The following is a 21,178-nucleotide window of genomic DNA, read 5'->3' as shown; positions in this document are numbered from 1 at the left end:
CCTAAACAAGTGAACATTGGGAAGTCAATTGGGAACTTAAGATAAATTTAAGAGCATCTTACCCCGTAGAATACGAGACACATCCAAGAGGTTTCCAATCAATTCGGTTTGTAACTTGGCATTCCGCTCAATCGTTTCTAACGCCTAATGGGTTGCTTGCTCATCCAACTTACGAGTTCGCAACAGCTTTGTCCATCCCAGAATTGGATTGAGGGGCGATCGCGTTCCTCCGTGTTCCCGTTCCGTACTGCTGGTAATTAAGACAGGTACATCAGGAATTGACGTGCCCCTTCAGTTTTGTGTTCCTGGTTAGCAGCCGCAAATTTAGCTAGTCGCAGTAAATTTTGCTTCCCGCTAGTAGCTGCACTTCGCCTTTGCACGGAAGCAGTTAGAATTGCTTGTGGTTTTTTCTGCGTTTTAAACGCTTGGAAGGTGTAATGCGGCGCAATAATTGATTAACTAGTTTAGAAACAGACTGTTTATTGCTAGATTGTTTTCTAGTAAGTACCTGAGTCGTGCTATTAGATTTTAATCCTTGATTGAGACGATCGCCTTCAGTCAGAGGAATAGCGTTCTTAGCCGGAACAATGCGCGAACCATATTTTCTGGCATAAACCTGTGTAAACTCAGCACCAAAAAAGAGAATCTGAGCAGCATAGTTAACCCAAGCTAAGATAACGACTAACGAACCAGCAGCACCGTAAGTTGAGCCAAAACTGCCATTACCCAAATATTGCCCTAATAAAAATCTACCAATAGAAAACAGCAGTGAAGTCAGGGCGGCTCCAATCAAAACATCATTCCACGTTATTTTAACATCTGGCAAAACTTTAAAAATGAGTCCAAATAGCACCGTCGTAATTACGAAACCAAGTATAAAGTTAATTATCTGCCAAATAACATCAATTCCCGGTACCAAATGGGTAAAATAACTGACAAACGCTGATAGCACAGCACTGATGACAAGTGAAACAAGCAGTAAAAATCCAATAGCTACCACCATAGCAAAGGATGCAAAGCGTTGGCGAACCATAGTTTTTACAGCGCGTCCCGGTTTTGGCTGCACTTCCCAAATAGTATTTAGAGAATCTTGCAATTCGTTAAACAAGCCAGTAGCACCAAATAGGAGGACAGCAATACTAATAATAGAGGCGATAGTCCCGGCTTTGGGTTGACTGGCATTTTCTATTGCTGTTTGAATAACTTCTGCACCAGAAGGGCCAATTAAACCTTGAAGTTGCTCCCTAATTGCACCCCTAGCTGCCTCTTCTCCAAAGACAGCCCCAGCGATGGCAATAACAATAATCAGCATTGGGGCAATAGAAAAAATTGTGTAATAAGATAACGCAGCCGCTAACCTAGACGCTTTATCGTTACTCCATTCGTTAAATGTTTCCTGGAGCAGCCCCCAAATCGTCTTGAAATTCATTAACAGTCTCCTTATGCAGTGATGTGCTTTCCTCCAGAATTAATTGATACTCAATCTCTTGTATGTACTGCATCTTCCTCGGGGCATTGGTCTAGTACCCGAGAGATAGAATTCATCTATTTAAGTAGATGTACTTAGTAATTCGAGAGCTGATTGAACAACTTCTTGTACGGGCACATCAGCAACAAAGGAGTCGCGATGGTTACAGCTCTCACGCGTACAGTCAACACCACAAACTGGACAATGAAGACGCCAAGAAATAGCGGGTCGGTGACGAGTGCGGGTCATGGGTCCGGCAGTGATTAAGTTGCCACACCAGTAAATGCCAACAGTTGCACATCGAACAGCCGCCGCGATGTGTAGTGGACCGGAGTCATTAGAAACAACCACAGAGCACAATTTAAATAAACCTGCAAGACCCCCAAGAGAGAGGCGATCGCATAAATTATGTGCTTTGGTTTTCATGGAATTGATGACAGCAACAACAATTTCTTGTTCTGATTTAGTTCCAGTCACCACAACCTCAGCACCAGCATCAGCCACAGCATCCCCTACTGCAGCAAATTTTTCCACCGACCACCAACGTCGGGAATCCGTTGCGCCGGGGTGGAGAGCAACTAAAGGTTTATTAGATACACTGACAACACTTTGAGCTTCAGCTAAATCTTCTGCGGTAACAGTAAGCTGAGGCTCAATTTGAGTTGTTTTTGCACCTAAAAGCGAAACAACTTCCAAATAGCGCAGAATTTCGGGTTGATAGTATACATAGGGCACCCAAAGATCTAGCGGTACAGCATCTGGGGTTTTCAAGCCTGCCGTCGTTTGAGCGCCCAAACGCAGTACGAAAGGGTTAGAGTAGCGCCCACCGCCATGCATTTGAATGGCAATATCAAACTTTTCTTCAACCATTTTGGCAAAAAACTCAGCGAGTTCTGCTGGGTCTTCCTGTGTGTTGGCATCACCACGAACTCCACGGCTTCGGGGTACGACAACGACTCTATTAATGGGGGATGGTCTATTTTTTAAGAAAGCAGCATGCCACTCTAAACCCAATAAAACAATTTCTGCTTCGGGATAGGTTTGCCGTAGGGCTTCTAAGGCTGGTAGGGCAAAGATAAAATCTCCAACAGCGTTGGCGCGGAGAACGGCAATTTTTTTGACATTGTGGAGTTGCATTGAGATCCTACCTACAAACGAGCACTTAGCAGTTTTTGGTAAATGCTTTGATGCGATCGCGCAATATTAGACCAAGTAAAATTTTGGATAAAAGCACGACCAATATGACTTAAAGAGTTCCGTTTATCTGGGTCATTTAATAATTGACAAAGTGCATCTGCCAAAGCATCAATATTACGTGGAGGGACAAGCTGTACGGGATGTCCATCAGGTAATGGGGTGGGATGGTGAGTGGCAATAACTGGCAACCCATGAGCTAATAAAGTGAGAAGTGAGCCGCTTTTCATGGTTATTCCAGGATAGAAAGGAAGCACGCCAATATCACATCCAGAAAGGTATTGGGAAGCCGTTTCAGCATTTAGATACCCTGTAAGATGGACAGCAGTCTGTAAATTCATTTCTGTAACAAGAGTGTGGAGTTTATCCCAATAGCGTTTTGCTTCTTCTCCTCGCAAAGCTAAACTTTCCACACCACCCATTAGCAAGAGTTTTGCTTGTGAATAAGTAGCAACAACTTTCTGAAATGCTGGTAAAAGTGTTTCTAATCCTTTGACTGGATGAAGAAAACCAAAAAAGGCGATGATAATATCATCCGAAGCAAAATTATATTTTTCACGTAATTGCTGCTTTGCCGTATTGCGATCGATAGAGCTAACATCAACATTAGCAGCAATGGGAATACTCGAAACACGGTTATTTAATTTTGGTAGTCTTGCGTGAATAACTGCTTCTGCTTCTGCATTGGTAACAATTAGAGCATCACTTAAAGTTAATAAAAATCCATCTTCTCTATCCCACAAACCCCGTTGCTGTCCCCAGATTTTTAACCATTCCATAAATTGTGGTGGTATGCCTTTGGGTTGCCATTCCCACCAACCGTATTCATGTACAGTTGTCACAATTGGCTGGCGGTAGCCCGTAGCTTTAAGAAGTAACGGTAGCAGAAAAATAGAGCGTTCAAAACCATAAGTGCCTGCTGCATGTTGAATGTGTAAAATGTCAGCATTTGTAGCGTGTAGCGATCGTACTAAAGGTAATAAATCAGCTAATTGCCAATCATGTACAGCGCCCTGAACACCAGGGTTGTTCACTTCTTTAGCAGCTACATGGGTGGTAAGGACAACAGATTGAATGTCTAGCTTGTCCAAAGCATCCCGCAAACGAGCAGTATAATGGGCTACACCACAACGTTCGGGTTTGTAAGTACCAGCAATCACGGCAATACGAATCATTTGTTAGTGGTTAGTAGTGAGTCGTTAGTAGTTAGTGGTAGTAGATTGGATATTTTTTAATTTGGAAATCCCTAACCACTTGCCGTATTTATCAATTCCAGCCCTGTAGCAACTACCTCCTTTGGTGAGATATCCAGGCATTCCAGATTGTAGGGACAGGTAAAAGCATAGCAAGGACTACACGAAGTTGGACGGCGAAGCAAGCGGGACTTACCGTTACGCGGTTCCCACTGGGATTCCAGTTCAGTCCCGGCAAACATCACAACAGTTGGTGTGCGTGTAGCATCAGCTATATGCATCGTTGAAGTATTGTTAGTAAGTACTAACCTTGCCTTGGCAATCAGTGCTGCTAGTTGAGGCAAATTTGTTTTGCCAATCAAGTCAATTGCCCAACCACCCAGTGTTTCCAGTAACGCAGTGCTTTTAGGACGATCTTTCTCTACACCAGTCACCACAACGGGCATTTGTGTCGCTTCTGCCAGCTGACGTGCAGCAATCGCAAAGCGTTGAGAGTCATAATTACGCGATTGACAACTTGTCCAGGGATTAAGTAGAAGATAGGGAGGAAATAACGACAAAGAGGATGCGGAGAGACAATATTCTTTTACATCTTCAAAACTGGTTTCCAGTAAAACAGAGAAAGCTTCTTGTTGTGCAGTTTCTGGAATGTGAATGCAAAGACTGCGATCTTGTACCTCAAACCCGGCTTGTTCAATTAATCCTAAATTGCGTTCAACTTGATGAATCTCATCTGGTGCAGAAGGGACTTCCGTTGTCAGTACACCATTTCCCACTTCCTTAGATTCACCTATTCGTAATGGAATCCCAGCCAAATAACATAAAAATCCTGCAGGATGAGGGCTTTGACTAAAACTGGTGAAAATAATCGCTGCATCAAACTTGCCATTTTGCAGCTTCTTCACTAATTCCCATTCTCGCATTGGATCGAAATTTAACTTGCCCAAATCCTGCCATACCACACGACATGATAAAACTTCATCTATCCAAGGCAGTAATTTTGCTGCCTGTGCTCCACCCGGACTAGCCATTAAAGTCAGATGGCATTCTGGCAAATTCTCCTTAATAGCCCGTAAAGCTGGGCTGGTCATAATGACATCGCCAATGTTGTCCAGGCGCATCACTAAAATGTTGCGTAACCCTTGTAATTGTGGGTTTTGAACCGCAGATGGATGCAGACCAACGCAAATGTTTGTCTGTTCTGTATCTGTGTATTTACCAGAATTTAAAGTTAAAATTTTATCTTCTTGATTGTGTAAAATTACTTTAGATTTCATTTTTCTAAACTTAATCCTTCTCGCTCTTCCTCAGCATCTTTGGGGTTTGTGTAAAATTTCTTCCACTACTGCCAACACCTCATCAACCGAAATACCTTCCATACAACTCTGCCAACCCTTATCTAAGGGACACAAGCCACCGTACCAACATTTTTGTACCGTAAAATTACTAATATTGCGCTCGGGGCACTCTGGGTAACCTTGCAAATTAATATGGGGCGATGGTTGACCATAACGTCCATACCACGAGGGACCAAATAAAGTAATAGTTAACACATTTAATGCTGCAGCTATACGTGCTGGACCAGTATCGGAAGCAATGACCAAATCAGCACAGGATAAAGCAGCTGCAAAATCCCGCAATTTTCTTCGAGGCAAAATTTGTGCTTCACTGCCAATACCTTGAGTAATAGATAATGCCTGCTGTTCATCAGACCCAACTGGAACCACTACAGTTGCTTTCCATCGCTGCTGCAAGATTTGACCTAAAGTTATAAAATTGCCTTCAGACCAACGCTTAATTGCCATTCCTGCATCCGGGCAGAGAAATACTAAGGGACGATGGATATTGCTAAATTGCTCTTGTGCTCTATTAAGTTCTTCGTTAGTAAGATGAAGTTGTGTAGATTTAATTGTATTTGAACTGATTAAGCCTTCCGCTTGCAGGATTTTGATAAAGCGATCCCCAACTTTTTCATCTGGTGGAGGTTGTCGCCATAAATTTGTGACTAACCGAGTACCGTGTAAAGAAGCAAGCTCTCGAATTTCTAAATCAATATTGTCGTAATTAGTATCAGAAACAATCAAATCAAAATTTTCATTAGTTAGCAATTGAATGACCGATTGTTTAACTTTACCACGTTCAGCACAAATAACTCTTTTAATCCGGGGATCGCTTTTAAGCAGTTCATCACCTGGAGGAAAAGTTAAAACTGTTAGTTCAGCGGTTGGGTAGGTTTGCGCCAAAGCATGAATCGCATTTAACGCAATTAAAACATCTCCAATACCACCCAGTAACTCGATAAATAGAATTTTTTGCATAAGAATTGTGCGTAGGTTGGGTTGAGGAACGAAACCCAACATTGAATCAGGTGTTACATCCACAATCAATCATCGAAACCAAACCCAACATTGAATCAGGTATTGCATCCACAATCAATCATCCGAACCAAACCCAACATTGAATCAGGTATTACATCCACAATCAATCATCGAAACCAAGCCCAACATTGAATCAGGTGTTACATCCACAATCAATCATCGAAACCAAGCCCAACATTGAATCAGGTGTTACATCCACAATCAATCATCCGAACCAAACCCAACATTGAATTAGGTGTTACATCTATCCACTAACTACATATTTATTTGCAGGACAACTGCGATCGACAATAGTGGTGGGTAACTCTTGGTGATAAACACCTGAAGGAATAATTCCACAACCACCGTAAACTTCCATCAATCGCAGTTGAACTAAAACATCTTCGCCACAGTGTTCTGATGGTAACTGCTGCCAGAATGAATAGCCGCCTATGCTGCGAAGTTTTTCTGTATCATACATTACGCAAGCGCCAACCCAAGCAACATGGTATTTACATTGCCGATCTGGGGTTAAACCCAAATTTTGCTGAATGTGATACAGATTAGCAGCGTTATGCAAACGCCACCTTTCCCATTGGGGTGTATCGGGTTTAACAATTTCTGGTTGAACTGGGCCATCCCAAAACTCAATTTTTTGTTCGTGAGGACGGATATCATTAATAAAGCTAAGTCCAATAACCGCACTACCAACAAAACCACAGTTTTCCTCCTGTAAGGCAACAAGCAATCTTTCAACCACATAGGGTTCTAGAATTAAATCATCATCAAGGAAAAGAGCGTAAGTGGCTTTTGCCTGTTCCAGTAAAAATTGTCGCTGTTGCGCGATCCCCCGACGCGGTAAATTTTTATAGACTTCCACCACATGACCGTGGGACTGAAGCACACGCAGTACTGCTTGTACCTCTCCAGTTTCTACTGGGTTACTATCTTCAGTTTGGTCAGAAATGACGACGCGAAAGTCACGGTAAGTTTGGGCTATGAGGCTAGTCAAGGTGATAGCTAAAGCACCAGGGCGACGATAGGTAGGTATGAGGATATCGACAGTCATTGGTCATCGATCGTTAGTTAATAGTTATTGGTCAATAGCTGTAAGTGCCTTTTCCATGAGTGAATTCTGGTTCCAAATCTGTGTTGGGCGTTCCCATGTCTCGCTTAACAGTTCGCGGGCTGCACTTACCACCGACTCTGGAGTAACCAAACTTAGGCAATTCTGGTGTCCCTCCGGACAAATGCTTTTATAGCAATTTTTACAGGGAACATCGTGGAAAAGAACGCGATTTGGAACACCCCAAGGAGTGTGCTGGGGATTGGTGAGAGCATACAAATCGACAACTGGTGTACCAATAGCAGCGGCAATGTGAACCGGACCAGTGTTATTAGAAATCAATAGAGGAGTAAGTGATAACAGTGCTGCTAGTTCGGTTAGATCGAGACAACCTACAAGGGAAGTCACGTTGGTAACAGATGCCATCATCATGATGCTTTCAACTAACTCTCGCTCTGGTTTTGTACCAGTAAAGACGACAGGGATATTGAAGTCGCGAACTAAACTCTTGGCAACAAGAGCATATTTCTCAGGTGGATAACGTCGTGAAGACGCTGTCGCACCAGGATGAATGACTACCCAGGGACGTTGTCGATCGATACCAAATTCTTGTAAGGTATCCCGAACAGTTGCTAAAGCCTTTTCTGGAACCTGTAAAGACATTCTTTCAGCGTCAGCACGGCAACCAATAGTGGCAACCAAGTCTAGTTGACGGCGAACTTCATGACGCACAAAGTGCTCTGGTTCTGGATCTTTTACCCAATCTGTTAGCAGTTGATAAGGGTTTTCATGACAATGAGCCAGTCGTAAGGGAATATCTGCCAAATAACACAAAAATGCCGAAGGAAGGGGGTTTTGACTGTAAACTGTAAAAATTACTGCACCATCAAATTTTAGGCTCCGCAAATATTCTGCCATTTCATATTCGGGACAGCTATTTTGCCGGGGTGCTGTTGCTTTTAACCAGGGTGCATCATAGACAATCACATCATCAATTTCTGGAACCATTGCAGCAGTTGTTACACCTGCAGAGGATGTTAGCAGTGTAATGCGACGATTGGGATGTGAGACTTTTAAAGCGCGAATGGCTGGTGTAGTCATTAACACATCGCCAATTGTGTCAAGTCTGATGCACAGAATATTGTCAGCAGAATTCCAAGTTGTCATTGGTTAGTAGTTAGTGGTTGGTAGTTAGTAGTTAGTGGTTGGTAGTTGCTAATCCCCCTGTCTCCCTCACTCCCTCACTCCCTCCCTCCTCCTCATCCCCCATATCCGTTGATAATGCGTTCAATGATACGGGTTGTAGAACGATTGTCTAAAAAGGTTAGAAGTTTTACGACACCACCGAATTGTTCTACTACGCGTGCTTCTGGAAGTGTTTCTATAGTGTAGTCACCTCCTTTGACATAGACATCAGGTCGCACGAGATGAATTAGGTTGATAGGAGTGTCTTCATCAAAAGCAACAAGATGGTCAACACAACCCAGTCCGCTTAAAACCTGGATGCGGTCTTCCAAAGAGTTAATGGGGCGAGTTGACCCTTTGATACGGCGAATGCTGCTATCGGAGTTTACTCCAATAATAAGAATGTCGCCTAATGCTTTGGCGCGATTGAGATAAGAAACATGCCCAGCATGGAGAATGTCGAAGCAGCCATTGGTGAAAACTATTTTGCTTCCTGCATTGCGGTAGTTGGTAACAAGGTTGATGAGTTGATTGTTGTTAAATATGTGTTTGCCAGAAGTGGGTATTGGGTATTGGGTATTGGGTATTGTGGATGAGAGACAGGACAAGGTAGCTTTTTCTCCCTTATTCTCTTGCTTTGCTGCTTCTCCTGCTTTCCCTGCTTCCTCTACTTGAGAGAGAAACAGCCGTAGTTCTTCTACAGTACAGGTTGTTGTTCCTTCGTTTTGGACAACCACAGCCGCAGCACTCGCGGCAAAATCTGCGGCTAATGGTGTTGTCGCACCAGCTGCTAGGGCAAGGGTTAGGGCGCAGCTAAAGGTATCACCTGCGCCTGCCGTGCGGGATTGGGTAGTAGGTTGGGCGTGAGTGCGGTGTGGTGGAGAATTCTGCTGAAAGACGATTGAACCTTCAGCATCTAATGTGACAGCAACAATTTTTGCACCTGTTAGAGCAAGTAGTTTTTCTCCATGTGGTGCAATTTTTTCAGCACGCTTAATCCCCTCATTGTTTTGTATGGGGAGACTAGGGGGTATTTGTAGCAACTGCACTGTCTGTTCGTAGTTTGGTTTTACTGCAGTGACACTCAAATGACGGTAGGCAGTTAAGTTTTTGGAGTCAACTACTAGAATCCTGGAATAAGTTTGTTGCAATTTGGCGATCGCATCAACGATTCTTGGTGTTAAAATCCCATAATCGTAATCAGAAATAATTGCGGCATCACATTTTGGAAATAGAAGTTGCAGTTTTTCAATCAGTGCTTCTTCTGTATCAATGTCAATAGCATTTGTGGTACCCGTGTCTATTCTTACTAGTATTTGTGAAGCTGCCATCACCCGTTGCTTGGTCAGTGTCTGTCTCCCCGGATGGACAATCAGGTTTGTTGTACAAACGCCATGTTCTGAGAGTGCTTGCTTTAATTGGAAGCCTTGTGTATCGTCACCAATGACGGATAAAAATGTCACAATTCCACCAAGACTGCGAACATTCACAGCAGTATTGGCTGCACCGCCAGGAGCATACACGCACTTATTAACAGTCACAATCGGCACTGGTGCCTCCGGGCACAAGCGATCGCTAATTCCTTCTAAATAGCCATCCAACATTGCCTCACCAATGACAATGACATGAAGGTTAGCAATCTCATCCAGCAACTTTACCAACTCAGGCTTCACGAAGAACCTCCGTCAGTGCTGCGTACTCAGGCAATTGTTTTTCACATTCAGAATTGCTATCAACAGAGAAAATCATGTGTGCTGCTTCTGCAAGGTTATTAACAATAAAATCTGGAGAACGCAGGGGCGACAATTCCCACTCAGTTTCATTGCCATTGTTAATTAACATTGTTTTACAACCTGCACGGTTTCCGGCTTCCACATCATTGAGTATGTCACCGATAAACCAAGATGAATCCATATCAATATTGCCACTGCGTGCTGCACGCAGCAGCAGCCCTGGTGCGGGTTTGCGACAGTCACAATCAATAGCAAATTCTGGTACCACACCATTTGGATGATGGGGACAGTAATAAAAGCCGGCGAGGTTGATACCTGCTTCACCCAGAAGTTGACGCAATTGCTTCTCCACTCCTACAAGTGCAGATTCTGGAAAATAACCACGCGCCACACCCGACTGATTGGTAATCACAATTAACTTGTACCTTAGTTTCTGAAGAAGGAGTAACCCCTCAATCGCACCTGTTGTCAGTTTAATATGCTTTGGGTCAACATTGTAAGGCACATCCTCAATTAGAGTGCCATCTTTATCCAGAAATACTGCGCGAATAGTCATTGGTCATTGGTCATTGGTCATTGGTCATTGGCCTGATGGGCAATCAATCCCGGTAAGCGCACGCTGTGAATTCTAATACCTTCATCTGCTTGACTGCCCCTTGCTCCCGGTATTTTCTCCGTTTCTTCCACAAGAGGCTGGTTAAAAATTTTACCCATTTCTGCCAACATTTGAGCCGTTTGAATCGCCGTACCACTGGGAGCATCAGCTTTTTGGTTGTGATGCAGTTCTATAATTTCAACGTTGTCGAAATACTGGGATGCGGCTATTGCAGCCTGTTGCAGCAGAACCATGCCAATGGAAAAGTTGGGAACAATCAAGCAACCAGTGCTGGCTTTATCAGCAAATTCTGCTAACTCACCGATTTGGGATGGAGTTAACCCAGTCGTCCCAACTACAGGACGAACACCATAGGCGATCGCGCTGCGAATATTGTCATACACTGATTTGGGATGGGTAAAATCTACCATGACTCCTGGCTGTTTTTCCTGAGACGCAAAAGCCAGCATCGGTTCCAATTGATTTGTAATTGGGATTTCCAACGGTTCGCTTAAACCCGCCAGTTCCCCAGCATCTTTTTCTTGGTATTCTGGGCTTGTATCAATAGCACCGACAAGATTCATATCAGGTGCTTGTGCTACTGCTTTCACCACCTCACGACCCATTTTGCCAGCAGCACCGATAACAACGACTGGGATAGGAGCTTGATTTGACATAGTTCTCGTTACGCTTTTTACATTCAGTAGATGAGAAGCTATTTTATCAGCTTGCTATTCAGCAAATCTTGAATCCCTAGCAATAGCGCCTACCGAGCTGCTGGTAATGACTGAGCAATAACTCACAAAAGGCTCATTTGGGAACTTAGCTAATGCTAACTAAGTCAATTTTTTAAATATCTCTGTTTACATCACCAATGTCTGGCATTAATGGTTGGTTGAGTCTGGGGTAGTTCGCTCCGATCTGTTCAGTAGAAATTCGCAATTATAGATAGCTCCTTTGAAGGCAGGGTAAGTAAAAAAACAGAGGCATTTTGGCTTTTTTCTTTCAGGTGTATCCCTCTTTGTGCATCTCAATCTTTTTCTTTCTCCTTGATTTTTGCTATAGACGCTACGAATTGCCTCTGCTAGAATAAAGCCTACTTTATTAGTACTATCCATAATAGGTTGGGCAACTTTGCACAAAAATTACTGAAACAACCATATGAATGTGAAAAGATAAATGCCAGACCGCACATAGCCAAATACATTTTTAAGTAAATGAACAAGAAATTTGTCCTTACATTACTTTCGAGCCCCTTACTGTTTTCCTCTGTGCTGTCATTGGTCATGATGACCCAACCGGCTAGAGCAAATGAAACAGTTAATCCTGCAGGAACCCAAACTTGTGTAAAAAATCCTCATGCACCAACCCCCAAGCTGGTATGTGTGAAGGTGAGCAAGGTAGCTCTAGCTCCATCTACCCCATCTACAGTGGAATTTGCCGCGCCACAAGCTGAACAAAGCCAGGATAATCCCACTGCTGAGTATAACTTCACTGAAGAAGAGAGCGATACGGCGGTCGCTATGTTTGGCTGTGATTGTCCAGCTTGTCTCAACGCTGTTCGTCAAATGAGGGGTTTACCTCCAGCTGTATAAGTTAAGCCTGTTTGCTGTGTAGAGAAAAGAGCTAGGGCTTGTGCTCTAGCTCTTCTCTATTTGTCAAAGATTGTCATCCAGACAACAGACCTTTAGCTAGGGCTATGCCTGGTGTCATCTAGCTTTGGGAATAGCCCTAGCTACGTCTTTAGGGAGTGGTGAGCAGTGCCTACCCTATGTCTTTAGGCTGGAAGGGAGTAGCTAAAGCTTCCCAAGACTGTGCAGCCCTAAGATAACGCCGACTCCCAAGATATGACCAAAGGCAGTTGTTGCTAAGAGCCCAGGAAGACCAAAACCACCAAAGAAATTGGATGCGGGTAGCGCAGGACCTGCACTGGGATACTTAATGCTAGATTTACCAAAGGCAATCGCAACGATATTGCTGATAATCATGATCAGCGCAACAGTTGGACTCCATGCCAGGGGCGCTGTAGCGAATGTGGCTAGCAAAGTAGATGTCAACAATTGGCTTTCTCCTTAAACTTGTTAATAAAGGATTGAAATTCCCATGTGAATTTAATTATCAAAAAAATCTATCTAAGGTTTGATTTTGCATATTTATTTTACATTTGTTGTTATTACTTAATATGAACTTCTGCTACTGCTTATCTTCGGAAAATACTACTCTTAGAATCAAGTGTGTCAGAATTGATGGTGGTTGGTGGTGAGTGAAATGCAACAATTTGATTAAATGTTGGGTTTTGTTCCTCAAACGCCACTTGCTTCAATGGGGGGAACCCCCACAACGCAGTGGCTCCCCAACCTACTCATAAATACACACTCTTCTTGAATGCGAACGCTTATGAGTGAAGAAGATGAAATTTTAGACATTGTCGATGAACAAGACATCGTTATTGGGCAGAGAAAAAAGTCTGAAATTTATCAAAAAGGTCTGGTAAATTTCCGAGTAGTTAATGTATTTTTGAAAAATTCTCAGGGAGAAATTTGGATTCCTCGCCGTACAGCACATAAAAAATTATTTCCTTTATGTCTTGATATAAGCATGGGAGGACATGTGGGTACAGGCGAAACTTACGAAGATACTTTACAACGAGAACTCAAAGAAGAACTCAATCTCGAACTAAAGCAGGTAAATTTTCAACAGATAGGATATTTAACCCCCTATAAAAATAACGTATCAGCATTTATGAAAGTGTATGAAATATACACGGATACAACACCGATGTATAACCGTGATGATTACATGGAGGCTTTTTGGCTAACCCCACAAGCTGCATTGCAAAAAATACAGAACGGTGAACCAGCAAAAACAGACTTGCCAAAACTCATACGTTTTTTTTACATTCCAAGTTAGGGGTGGGGCGTCACTTGACTTACTCAGCTTAAATGTTGTGATATCTAGTTGAGCGCCTCCGTTATCCGGTTTGATAACACAGGCTAAATGCCAATTGTAATAGCAAGCTGATACCCTAGTAAAGATATATATTATTTCTCTTGCCTTTGTTATGTCCTCGACTAGCGATTCTTTACCACCAAATCTTGCTAAAATCGTGCAGCGCTTCCAAAGGTCTTCCGACCAAAAGCGACGTTACGAACAGCTCATCTGGTATGGTCAGCGACTTAATGAATTTCCAGAATCTGATAAAGTCCCAGAAAATAAAGTCCCCGGTTGCGTTTCTCAAGTTTACATCACAGCTACACTAAATGATGGCAAAGTTGTATTTCAAGGGGATTCGGATTCTCAATTAACCAAAGGTTTGGTAGGGCTTTTAGTTGAAGGATTAAATGGGAGCACTCCGGATGAAGTTGTAAAACTGTCTCCTGATTTTATTCAAGAAACTGGTTTAAACGTGAGCTTGACCCCCTCTCGTGCTAACGGCTTCTACAATATTTTTAAGACAATGCAAAAAAAGGCATTGGAATGTCAGCTATTAGCGAACAGTTAAAAGTTAAAGGCTTTGTTATGTCAAGCAATTTACTATCTGCATCTACCAATAGTGAGATTGGTGGAGAGGTTCAAGAATTTCTTTGGCAGTGGGAAAACCAACAAATTCGCGTTGTCTATGAAACTCTGGGAACAGGTTCGCCCATCCTGCTTCTTCCAGCTTTCAGCACAGTTTCTATGCGATCGGAAATGGGCGAAATAGGCAAAATACTATCTTCATACTATCAAGCGATCGCTGTAGATTGGCCGGGATTTGGTCAATCATCGCGCCTTCCGGTTGATTACCAACCCGCTTTGTATCAGCAATTTTTACAAAATTTTGTAACAACTATATTCAAAACACCTGTGGCTGTAGTTGCAGCAGGTCACAGTGCAGCCTACGTTCTACAATTGGCAAACCAAATCCCAACTGCATTTTCGCGCATTGTTTTAGTAGCTCCGACTTGGCGCGGTCCTCTACCTACTATGGGTGCCACGTCCCAAATAGCTGGAACAGTCAGAGCAATGGTACGCTCTCCTATTCTCGGTCAACTTCTTTATAAGCTGAATACCGCTCCATCTTTTCTGAGTTTAATGTATCGTCGCCACGTCTATGTTGATAAAGCAAAACTCACACCAAGTTTCATCCAGTACAAGTGGGACAATACTCAGAAACCAGGTGCAAGATTCGCACCTGCAGCTTTTGTCACTGGGAATCTTGATGCAGTGAACAATCAAAATGATTTTCTGAGGCTGGCTCTTAATTTGTCTGTTCCACTCATGGTGGTTATTGGAGAATCCAGCCCCTCTAAATCCCGTGCTGAGATGGATGCTTTAGCAAAGTTACCCGGAGTGCAATCAACTGTTCTACCCGGTTCTCTCGGAATGCACGAGGAGTACTCATCAGCTGTAGTGGAAGCAATTGGAGATTTTTTGCGTAGCGCTTAATTCAGGAGTTAGTAGGGGCTCTCGGCTGTTCGCCCCTACAGTAGTTAGTGGGGGTCAATAAGGTCTCTTCCTGAAATATTGTTAGCTCGAAGAAAACATACAATAGAAAAGAATGAAAATAATTAATAATGATTATCTTAATCGTGCAGTAAGAGGCGTTTAAGGCATGGTAGCAGATGCAATAACAGATTCAGTTCCCGTTACAGTTCTGACTGGCTATTTAGGAGCGGGGAAAACAACACTTCTCAATCGCATCCTGACCCACGAACACGGCAAGAAAGTAGCCGTGATTGTGAACGAATTTGGAGAAGTGGGCATTGACAACCAATTGGTTATTGATGCAGATGAAGAAATTTTTGAAATGAACAATGGCTGCATCTGTTGTACGGTGCGTGGTGACTTAATTCGCATCATCAGTAACTTGATGAAACGGCGTAATAAATTTGACCACTTGGTCATTGAAACCACTGGTCTAGCCGATCCTGCACCAGTTATTCAAACATTCTTTGTGGATGAGGACATGCAGGAAAAGCTAGCGTTAGACGCTGTGGTAACGGTGGTAGACGCCAAGCATATTTGGCAACATTGGGATGCAGACGAAGCACAAGAGCAGATTGCTTTTGCTGACGTAATTCTCTTGAATAAAGTTGATTTGGTAACACCAGAACAGCTTGAGGAGCTAGAAAAGCGGATTCGGGGGATGAATGCTATGGCAAAAATCTACCGGACGCAGAACTCAGAGGTATCAATGGATGCCCTGTTGGGTGTAAAAGCCTTTGACCTCGATCGCGCTTTGGAAATTGACCCAAATTTCCTAGGTGAAGACGCCCACGAGCATGATGAAAGCGTATACTCCATAGCGTTGGTGGAACAAGGCGCACTTGATGGCGATAAGTTAAACAATTGGCTGGGAGAATTATTGCGTACTCAAGGACCGGATATCTTCCGTATGAAAGGCATTTTGAATATTGCAGGTGAAGATAACCGCTTTGTGTTCCAAGGGGTACACATGTTGTTTGAAGGCAAACCAGATCGTCCTTGGAGACCGGGCGAAACCCGCAAAAACGAACTGGTCTTCATTGGTCGCAACCTTGATGAAGCACAACTCAGACAGGACTTTCTTGCTTGTAAGGCGTAAATTATAAGGGGGTACTCCCCCCTCCCTCCCTCACTCTTCTTAAACACAACCATGAGCTCCTCAACTCTGAACAAGGATTTTACAGAACAATATTCGGGAACACTTTCAGATTACGTCACAGCGATCGCATGGTCTCCACAAGGTAAAAATTTCGCTGCAACCTCTGCTGCGGGAGAAGTTGTGCTGTGGCAAGATGGTGACTTAACAACCTTACAGACTGGGCAAAGTGAATCTGTAGATTGCGTTGCCTTTTCCAAGGATGGTGATTTTTTAGCTGTTGGGGGACAGGATGGAAAGGTGAGCATTTGGCGAGACAATGAACTTATCGCTACTTTAGAAAATGCCCCTGCTTGGGTTGATAGACTTGCTTGGAGCCCCACTAACCATCAACTAGCTTTCAGCTTGGGGCGTTACGTCCAAGTGTGGGATGCTGAAACTCAAGAAATCGTTGTTACCCTTAATTTCGAGAATTCCTCAGTATTGGCGATCGATTGGCGTTGTGATGGAAAGTACCTTGCTATTAGCGGTTATCACGGAGTTAAAGTCTGGAATTGTCAAAACTGGGATGATGAACCATGTATCCTGGAAATTCCCTCTGCCAGCCTAGCTATGGCATGGTCACCCGATGGCAAATTCCTTGCCTCTGGTAATATGGATCGCACTATCACCGTTGTAGAATCGAATCAATTAACCTCTGGCAATCCCCCCGAACCTTGGGTAATGCAAGGTTTTCCTGGAAAAATTCGCCAACTTGCATGGTCAGAAATAACCACGCCACAAAATGCACCTCTTTTGGCGTGCTGTAGTGTTGACGGTATAGTGGTTTGGGAAAAGCAAGCAGATGACTCTTTGGGTTGGGAAGCAAGTGTTTTAACCAATCATGTTGATGTCATTAAAGCTATTGCCTTTGCACCCGAGAGCTTTCTTCTTGCCTCAGCTGGTGCAGATGGATGGATTTGTCTTTGGAAAAAAGCCAAGCAACTTTCGCAAATTTTAACAGGTGCCTCATCTGAGTTTTCTTGCTTAGCTTGGCATCCCAAAGGTAAGCAATTAGCTGGGGGTGGTAACAATGGAGAACTGTTTGTTTGGTCAAAAACGACTCGCGCTCAAGGCTTTGGAAGAAACTAATCACGAAAATGACTATCAAGTCTAAATTGGCTATGCTATTCAAAAGATGACCACATAACGGAATTTATGAAAGCAGCCAAACTGATTTTGTTAGCTTCTCCCCTATACATAGCTTCTATGGTACTGGTAGCCAATAATGCAGAAGCAACGATGGTAAAGATGAGACCAGAGCAATCCCATATTACCTTGGCGTCTGCCCGACCGGATTTTGAATCGATGACGCCACATTCTTCTCAAGAATCGAATCCTATTTTAGACCAACTGGGTTGCCGATGTGCTGTTTGTGTCAAAACCGGACAGGAACTCCAAGGTAAGTTGCCATTTTCTCATATTTAGAAATCAATTTAAAAAATGTTGGCGACAGATAACCCCACCTGCCCTATCGGGTATCTTCCCCTTTTACAAGGGGAGGGTTAGGGAGGGGTTTTACTTTAACGTTTATTACTAGTCTCTCACCACGCTGAGCCACGGATGTTTTCCAAGTACGAACTTATGGTGTATATGATTTACTGAGGTCAGGGTACGGAGTTTGTCATCGTTATTCCACAACGGCAAATACCGTGAAAAGATAACTTGTGAAAACAACTTCTAGAAAAAATCCGAGCCATTATTATTGTGTTAGCGCAAATAGAAGTTGTTATGTCAAAAAAATTACGATTAACCCAATCCCTACACGCTACTCTAATCGCTCTTACTATAGGACTTGTTGGGTGTAATAATCCAAGTAATGTGACAAACATCTCTTCGACTAACACTGTCACTTCTGCTGAACTCACCAACAATCTTCCCAAAGTTGTAGCGACGACAAGTATTTTGTGCGACCTAACCAGACAAATTGCACAAGAAACAATAAATCTGACTTGCTTGATTCCTCCTGATACGAACCCCCGCAATTATGAACCAAAACCAGAAGACAGCCAAGCTGTTGAGCAAGCTCAACTTATTCTCTATAGCGGATATAATTTTGAACCTGCTTTTATTAAGCTTATTAAAACAGCAAACAACAATGGGCTGAAAGTTGCAGTTGCTCAACGTGCTGTTTCCAAACCACTAAAATTCAAGGTAGATGGTAAAGCAATCGCCGATCCTTATATTTGGCAGAATGCTAAAAATGCTGCCAACATGGTAGATGTGGTTAGTCGTAATTTAGCTAAAACCATTCCCGAAAATGCGTCGTTGTATGACAGCAACGCGCAGAAAATCAAACAAGAGATTGCTCAAATCGATAGTTGGATCGAGGGACGAATTGATAGTATTCCCGAAGATAAGCGTAAATTAATTACACATCATCATGGAATGGCTTATTACGCCAAAGCTTATAATCTTTCCTATGCAAGTGCTGTCAAAGATACAAGCCCTGAGGGACAACCTTCTCTGAAAAGAACAAAAGCATTAGCTAAATATATCAAAAAAAATGAAATTCCAACAATTTTTGGAGAAACAACAAATAACAGTAATGCGATCGCCAATGTAGCTCAACAGGCAAAGGTCAAAATTTCAGAAAGGAAACTGTTTATTGACAGCTTAGGTCAACCGGGTAGCGAGGCAGATACTTACCAAAAAATGATGGTTGCTAACACGCGCACAATTGTAGAAGGTTTGGGAGGAACATATCTGATATTCGAGCCAATTATCAAATAGAGCGTAGGTTGGGGAGCCACTGCGTTGTGGGGGTTCCCCCCATTGAAGCAAGTGGCGTTTGAGGAACTCTACCCAACATTTCATCTCACGTGCGGGGGTGTCCCCCGTTGAGTGAAGTGGTGTTTGAGGAACAAAACCCAACATTTCCTCTTCTTTCTACCTAAATCTAATACCTGTCAATCCTTTCGATTCGTTTGCTTCCCTTTAATGGAACGGTGGAGCAAGCGACAGGGCCAGAAAAAAGCTCCACAGATACTTACCGATGCAATAGCTGCAAAAATCTGCCAACTCCCGGTTGGTGAAGGGGGAGAGTTCAAGGGGTTGTCTTGTGTGCCTTTGGTAATCTCAGGCACCGAATGAGATAGCTGGCTGGCTGTAGTCACCCCTTCAATTGCCGCTCCAATAAGATAAGCTACCAGGGCAATGCTTAGCCAGTAATTCATAATGTTGTGTTAATTGAAATCCGAGGAGATAGTTCCTACGAGTGCAATTGTTCGCTCTCTTGCGTTAAAGACTGCCTTCTTTAATAGAGAGCCTGTTTTCAGCAGTGTCGCGAATTAAGGGCAGTTTAGATTTGATGTAAGTGTTAAGGCTGCGAGTTGTCTGGGCATCAAGCACCTGATCGGCTTTGAACTGCTTGAGTAGCAATTGTACTAGGGCAGCATCGTCAAATTGGAGTAGGGTGCTGACGTGAGTAGACTCGATGACAGCCCATACCTGTTGCATCATTTTGGGAGTAATCATAAGTCTTCGACTTCTTAAGGTTTTTTTTATATTTACACATTTTTCCCATTTGAGCTCGGTTTTGTTGCAATATTTATAAATCAGCTCTTAGGTCAGTAAATGAGCCGGATATCCATGAGGGGATACCGCAAACTCACTAGTAGTACGTCATAATACAGATAAAAGATCCAACACTAGGTTTAAAGCATGACTTGCGAGTTGTGTGACAGAGAATTGGACAAATTGACGGTTCATCACCTCATTCCCAGACAGAAAAAAGGTCACCACGGTCCAAAAATCAATATTTGTTCTGCTTGTCATCGGCAAATTCACACATTGTTTGACAACACACGCTTAGCACAGGAGTTGAACTCTCTTGAGAAACTGAAGCAGGAACCGCAAATGCAAAAGTTCCTTGCTTGGGTGAGGAAGCAAGACCCGATTAAGCGGGTTAAGGTGCATCGTAGGAAGAGCTGAATGCTCTACCATCCCCAACTACCAGGAATACCTTTGAACGGACCAACGATATCGGTGGTAATCCAACCGCCGTAGAAGTTTCCTGGTTGAGGTTCCACCTTCTCCCCATTTACGTAGCAAGCATCCATAAGATGAGCGTAAAAAGCTACATAATCTTTCATTGATACAAAGGAGGGTGTAGGGTTGGGATAAAACCATGCAGCCTTTGGGGCTTCTTTGTCTCCAACTCGAACTGTGTAGTAACCAGCACTACCCTTCCACTCGCAAAAGCTGGATTGGGGAACGGGTAGTAGGTATTCCATTTTGATATCGGTAGGTGGAATGTAATAGACAGGGGGATGGCTGGTTTCTAAAACCCGTTTTGCACTGTGAGTATCTGCAATAGTAACGCCGTTAAAAATAACTTGGATGTGTTTGTTGACATCCTCAAGGCGGGGCGGACGGGGATAATCCCATACTGATTCTTGTCCGGAACCGGGTTCAATGCGTTGAGGTCTGAACATTTTGGATTTTGGAATTGGTAGCTACTAAGTAGGATGATATAAATAAAGTTAACTCATGAGAACCGTCCTTAGTCCTTTGTCATTGGTGAGTCCAGAGAAAGTAGGCGGGTTTCCCAACAAGAGTGGACTGGCGAACCCGGAGGGTCATTGGTAAGGATTTCGGGTCTGTTAACATTTCGTCACACAGTTCTATTTATTTCTGTCCACTTACTTATTTGTGATTATTCTCTTTAATAGACCTAGGTGTGAAAATAATTGTCCATTACCCAAAAGCGATCGCTCCAAAGGTAGAGAAAGCAAAGAGTAATTTTCCCTCCCACAGATACGCCTTCTAGCTCACACGGTTATT

General features: G+C 43.2%; 22 protein-coding genes and 2 pseudogenes. 9 read left to right on the top strand and 15 right to left on the bottom strand.

Features of this window, described 5'->3' with window-relative positions; translation table 11 throughout:
* Nucleotides 1–42 precede the first annotated feature (42 nt).
* The 11 genes and pseudogenes from ACYRY3_RS28025 to dapB all read right to left on the bottom strand — a co-directional run.
* Nucleotides 43–222, bottom strand: a pseudogene (locus ACYRY3_RS28025) (histidine kinase dimerization/phospho-acceptor domain-containing protein); the annotation flags it as partial.
* Between the two features lie 166 nt (nucleotides 223–388).
* Nucleotides 389–1,429 (bottom strand): YihY/virulence factor BrkB family protein, encoded by a 1,041-nt coding sequence (locus ACYRY3_RS28020; RefSeq protein ID WP_460204945.1) that lies wholly within the window; start codon nucleotides 1,427–1,429, stop codon nucleotides 389–391.
* Nucleotides 1,430–1,549: 120 nt separating this feature from the next.
* Nucleotides 1,550–2,605 (bottom strand): glycosyltransferase family 9 protein, encoded by a 1,056-nt coding sequence (locus tag ACYRY3_RS28015; RefSeq protein WP_460204943.1) that lies wholly within the window; start codon nucleotides 2,603–2,605, stop codon nucleotides 1,550–1,552.
* Nucleotides 2,606–2,616: 11 nt separating this feature from the next.
* Nucleotides 2,617–3,837, bottom strand: coding sequence for a glycosyltransferase (locus ACYRY3_RS28010; protein WP_460204942.1), 1,221 nt, complete (start codon nucleotides 3,835–3,837; stop codon nucleotides 2,617–2,619).
* A 71-nt stretch (nucleotides 3,838–3,908) separates the two neighbouring features.
* The gene (locus tag ACYRY3_RS28005; protein WP_460204941.1) at nucleotides 3,909–5,132 is read right to left on the bottom strand and encodes a glycosyltransferase family 9 protein; all 1,224 of its coding nucleotides are present in this window, start codon (nucleotides 5,130–5,132) and stop codon (nucleotides 3,909–3,911) included.
* Nucleotides 5,133–5,162: 30 nt separating this feature from the next.
* Nucleotides 5,163–6,173 (bottom strand): glycosyltransferase family 9 protein, encoded by a 1,011-nt coding sequence (locus ACYRY3_RS28000; protein WP_460204940.1) that lies wholly within the window; start codon nucleotides 6,171–6,173, stop codon nucleotides 5,163–5,165.
* Nucleotides 6,174–6,477: 304 nt separating this feature from the next.
* Nucleotides 6,478–7,281, bottom strand: coding sequence for a glycosyltransferase family 2 protein (locus ACYRY3_RS27995; RefSeq protein WP_460204939.1), 804 nt, complete (start codon nucleotides 7,279–7,281; stop codon nucleotides 6,478–6,480).
* A gap of 24 nt (nucleotides 7,282–7,305) precedes the next feature.
* Entirely contained in the window at nucleotides 7,306–8,445 is a 1,140-nt protein-coding gene (waaF, locus tag ACYRY3_RS27990; protein ID WP_460204938.1) for a lipopolysaccharide heptosyltransferase II, read from the bottom strand.
* A 92-nt stretch (nucleotides 8,446–8,537) separates the two neighbouring features.
* Complete coding sequence (rfaE2, locus tag ACYRY3_RS27985) at nucleotides 8,538–10,136, bottom strand: D-glycero-beta-D-manno-heptose 1-phosphate adenylyltransferase (protein WP_460204937.1); 1,599 nt, start codon at nucleotides 10,134–10,136, stop codon at nucleotides 8,538–8,540.
* Entirely contained in the window at nucleotides 10,126–10,752 is a 627-nt protein-coding gene (locus ACYRY3_RS27980) for a D-glycero-alpha-D-manno-heptose-1,7-bisphosphate 7-phosphatase (protein ID WP_460204935.1), read from the bottom strand. Before ACYRY3_RS27980 ends, rfaE2 begins: the two co-directional genes overlap by 11 nt.
* A gap of 32 nt (nucleotides 10,753–10,784) precedes the next feature.
* Nucleotides 10,785–11,468: pseudogene (gene dapB, locus ACYRY3_RS27975) on the bottom strand (4-hydroxy-tetrahydrodipicolinate reductase); the annotation flags it as partial.
* 609 nt (nucleotides 11,469–12,077) lie between these two features.
* Here dapB and ACYRY3_RS27970 point away from each other — a divergent pair.
* Complete coding sequence (locus ACYRY3_RS27970; protein ID WP_460204934.1) at nucleotides 12,078–12,386, top strand: hypothetical protein; 309 nt, start codon at nucleotides 12,078–12,080, stop codon at nucleotides 12,384–12,386.
* Between the two features lie 201 nt (nucleotides 12,387–12,587).
* Here ACYRY3_RS27970 and psaK read toward each other — a convergent pair whose 3' ends face one another.
* Nucleotides 12,588–12,851 carry a photosystem I reaction center subunit PsaK gene (gene psaK / locus ACYRY3_RS27965; RefSeq protein ID WP_460204933.1) on the bottom strand — a complete coding sequence of 88 codons (264 nt, stop codon included), beginning with the start codon at nucleotides 12,849–12,851 and terminating at the stop codon, nucleotides 12,588–12,590.
* 337 nt (nucleotides 12,852–13,188) lie between these two features.
* Here psaK and ACYRY3_RS27960 point away from each other — a divergent pair, with 337 nt between their 5' ends.
* The 7 genes from ACYRY3_RS27960 (at nucleotide 13,189) to ACYRY3_RS27930 (ending at nucleotide 19,126) form a co-directional block, all read left to right on the top strand.
* Nucleotides 13,189–13,701 (top strand): NUDIX hydrolase, encoded by a 513-nt coding sequence (locus ACYRY3_RS27960; RefSeq protein ID WP_460204932.1) that lies wholly within the window; start codon nucleotides 13,189–13,191, stop codon nucleotides 13,699–13,701.
* A gap of 151 nt (nucleotides 13,702–13,852) precedes the next feature.
* On the top strand, nucleotides 13,853–14,293 hold the full coding sequence (locus ACYRY3_RS27955) for a SufE family protein (RefSeq protein ID WP_460204931.1): 441 nt from the start codon (nucleotides 13,853–13,855) through the stop codon (nucleotides 14,291–14,293).
* A 17-nt stretch (nucleotides 14,294–14,310) separates the two neighbouring features.
* Nucleotides 14,311–15,219, top strand: a complete 909-nt coding sequence (locus ACYRY3_RS27950) for an alpha/beta fold hydrolase (RefSeq protein ID WP_460204929.1) — start codon at nucleotides 14,311–14,313, stop codon at nucleotides 15,217–15,219.
* Nucleotides 15,220–15,385: 166 nt separating this feature from the next.
* Nucleotides 15,386–16,357, top strand: a complete 972-nt coding sequence (locus ACYRY3_RS27945; protein WP_460204927.1) for a CobW family GTP-binding protein — start codon at nucleotides 15,386–15,388, stop codon at nucleotides 16,355–16,357.
* A 51-nt stretch (nucleotides 16,358–16,408) separates the two neighbouring features.
* On the top strand, nucleotides 16,409–17,485 hold the full coding sequence (locus ACYRY3_RS27940; protein WP_460204925.1) for a WD40 repeat domain-containing protein: 1,077 nt from the start codon (nucleotides 16,409–16,411) through the stop codon (nucleotides 17,483–17,485).
* Between the two features lie 66 nt (nucleotides 17,486–17,551).
* Nucleotides 17,552–17,821 carry a hypothetical protein gene (locus ACYRY3_RS27935; protein ID WP_460204924.1) on the top strand — a complete coding sequence of 90 codons (270 nt, stop codon included), beginning with the start codon at nucleotides 17,552–17,554 and terminating at the stop codon, nucleotides 17,819–17,821.
* Nucleotides 17,822–18,124: 303 nt separating this feature from the next.
* Nucleotides 18,125–19,126, top strand: a complete 1,002-nt coding sequence (locus tag ACYRY3_RS27930; protein WP_460204923.1) for a metal ABC transporter solute-binding protein, Zn/Mn family — start codon at nucleotides 18,125–18,127, stop codon at nucleotides 19,124–19,126.
* A 176-nt stretch (nucleotides 19,127–19,302) separates the two neighbouring features.
* Here ACYRY3_RS27930 and ACYRY3_RS27925 read toward each other — a convergent pair whose 3' ends face one another.
* Both ACYRY3_RS27925 and ACYRY3_RS27920 read right to left on the bottom strand, forming a co-directional pair.
* Nucleotides 19,303–19,569: a hypothetical protein gene (locus ACYRY3_RS27925; protein ID WP_460204921.1), complete on the bottom strand. Its 267-nt coding sequence runs from the start codon at nucleotides 19,567–19,569 to the stop codon at nucleotides 19,303–19,305.
* A 64-nt stretch (nucleotides 19,570–19,633) separates the two neighbouring features.
* Nucleotides 19,634–19,870 carry a hypothetical protein gene (locus ACYRY3_RS27920; RefSeq protein ID WP_460204920.1) on the bottom strand — a complete coding sequence of 79 codons (237 nt, stop codon included), beginning with the start codon at nucleotides 19,868–19,870 and terminating at the stop codon, nucleotides 19,634–19,636.
* A 186-nt stretch (nucleotides 19,871–20,056) separates the two neighbouring features.
* Between ACYRY3_RS27920 and ACYRY3_RS27915 the strand changes: the two genes are divergently transcribed.
* A complete protein-coding gene (locus ACYRY3_RS27915; protein ID WP_460204919.1) occupies nucleotides 20,057–20,326 on the top strand; it encodes an HNH endonuclease in 270 nt (89 codons plus the stop codon).
* A gap of 5 nt (nucleotides 20,327–20,331) precedes the next feature.
* On the opposite strand, the gene ACYRY3_RS27910 is transcribed toward ACYRY3_RS27915, so the two are convergent.
* Entirely contained in the window at nucleotides 20,332–20,829 is a 498-nt protein-coding gene (locus ACYRY3_RS27910) for a DUF427 domain-containing protein (RefSeq protein WP_460204918.1), read from the bottom strand.
* Between the last annotated feature and the right edge of the window lie 349 nt (nucleotides 20,830–21,178).

Source organism: Scytonema sp. NUACC21 (assembly GCF_054684315.1).
Note: the sequence above shows the minus strand (reverse complement) of the source record. Positions and strands in the feature narration are given on the sequence as shown.

What these genes read in the sequence shown, in the direction of transcription:
- ACYRY3_RS28015 (WP_460204943.1), bottom strand. Translation starts at nt 2,605, where the DNA reads ATGCAACTCCACAATGTCAAAAAAATTGCCGTTCTCCGCGCCAACGCT.
- ACYRY3_RS27935 (WP_460204924.1), top strand. Translation starts at nt 17,552, where the DNA reads ATGAAAGCAGCCAAACTGATTTTGTTAGCTTCTCCCCTATACATAGCT.
- ACYRY3_RS27940 (WP_460204925.1), top strand. Translation starts at nt 16,409, where the DNA reads ATGAGCTCCTCAACTCTGAACAAGGATTTTACAGAACAATATTCGGGA.
- ACYRY3_RS28000 (WP_460204940.1), bottom strand. Translation starts at nt 6,173, where the DNA reads ATGCAAAAAATTCTATTTATCGAGTTACTGGGTGGTATTGGAGATGTT.
- ACYRY3_RS28005 (WP_460204941.1), bottom strand. Translation starts at nt 5,132, where the DNA reads ATGAAATCTAAAGTAATTTTACACAATCAAGAAGATAAAATTTTAACT.
- ACYRY3_RS28020 (WP_460204945.1), bottom strand. Translation starts at nt 1,429, where the DNA reads ATGAATTTCAAGACGATTTGGGGGCTGCTCCAGGAAACATTTAACGAA.
- ACYRY3_RS27920 (WP_460204920.1), bottom strand. Translation starts at nt 19,870, where the DNA reads ATGATTACTCCCAAAATGATGCAACAGGTATGGGCTGTCATCGAGTCT.
- ACYRY3_RS27980 (WP_460204935.1), bottom strand. Translation starts at nt 10,752, where the DNA reads ATGACTATTCGCGCAGTATTTCTGGATAAAGATGGCACTCTAATTGAG.
- ACYRY3_RS27970 (WP_460204934.1), top strand. Translation starts at nt 12,078, where the DNA reads ATGATGACCCAACCGGCTAGAGCAAATGAAACAGTTAATCCTGCAGGA.
- ACYRY3_RS27995 (WP_460204939.1), bottom strand. Translation starts at nt 7,281, where the DNA reads ATGACTGTCGATATCCTCATACCTACCTATCGTCGCCCTGGTGCTTTA.
- ACYRY3_RS27955 (WP_460204931.1), top strand. Translation starts at nt 13,853, where the DNA reads ATGTCCTCGACTAGCGATTCTTTACCACCAAATCTTGCTAAAATCGTG.
- ACYRY3_RS27915 (WP_460204919.1), top strand. Translation starts at nt 20,057, where the DNA reads ATGACTTGCGAGTTGTGTGACAGAGAATTGGACAAATTGACGGTTCAT.
- ACYRY3_RS27945 (WP_460204927.1), top strand. Translation starts at nt 15,386, where the DNA reads ATGGTAGCAGATGCAATAACAGATTCAGTTCCCGTTACAGTTCTGACT.
- ACYRY3_RS28010 (WP_460204942.1), bottom strand. Translation starts at nt 3,837, where the DNA reads ATGATTCGTATTGCCGTGATTGCTGGTACTTACAAACCCGAACGTTGT.
- ACYRY3_RS27910 (WP_460204918.1), bottom strand. Translation starts at nt 20,829, where the DNA reads ATGTTCAGACCTCAACGCATTGAACCCGGTTCCGGACAAGAATCAGTA.
- ACYRY3_RS27925 (WP_460204921.1), bottom strand. Translation starts at nt 19,569, where the DNA reads ATGAATTACTGGCTAAGCATTGCCCTGGTAGCTTATCTTATTGGAGCG.
- ACYRY3_RS27950 (WP_460204929.1), top strand. Translation starts at nt 14,311, where the DNA reads ATGTCAAGCAATTTACTATCTGCATCTACCAATAGTGAGATTGGTGGA.
- ACYRY3_RS27960 (WP_460204932.1), top strand. Translation starts at nt 13,189, where the DNA reads ATGAGTGAAGAAGATGAAATTTTAGACATTGTCGATGAACAAGACATC.
- waaF (WP_460204938.1), bottom strand. Translation starts at nt 8,445, where the DNA reads ATGACAACTTGGAATTCTGCTGACAATATTCTGTGCATCAGACTTGAC.
- ACYRY3_RS27930 (WP_460204923.1), top strand. Translation starts at nt 18,125, where the DNA reads ATGTCAAAAAAATTACGATTAACCCAATCCCTACACGCTACTCTAATC.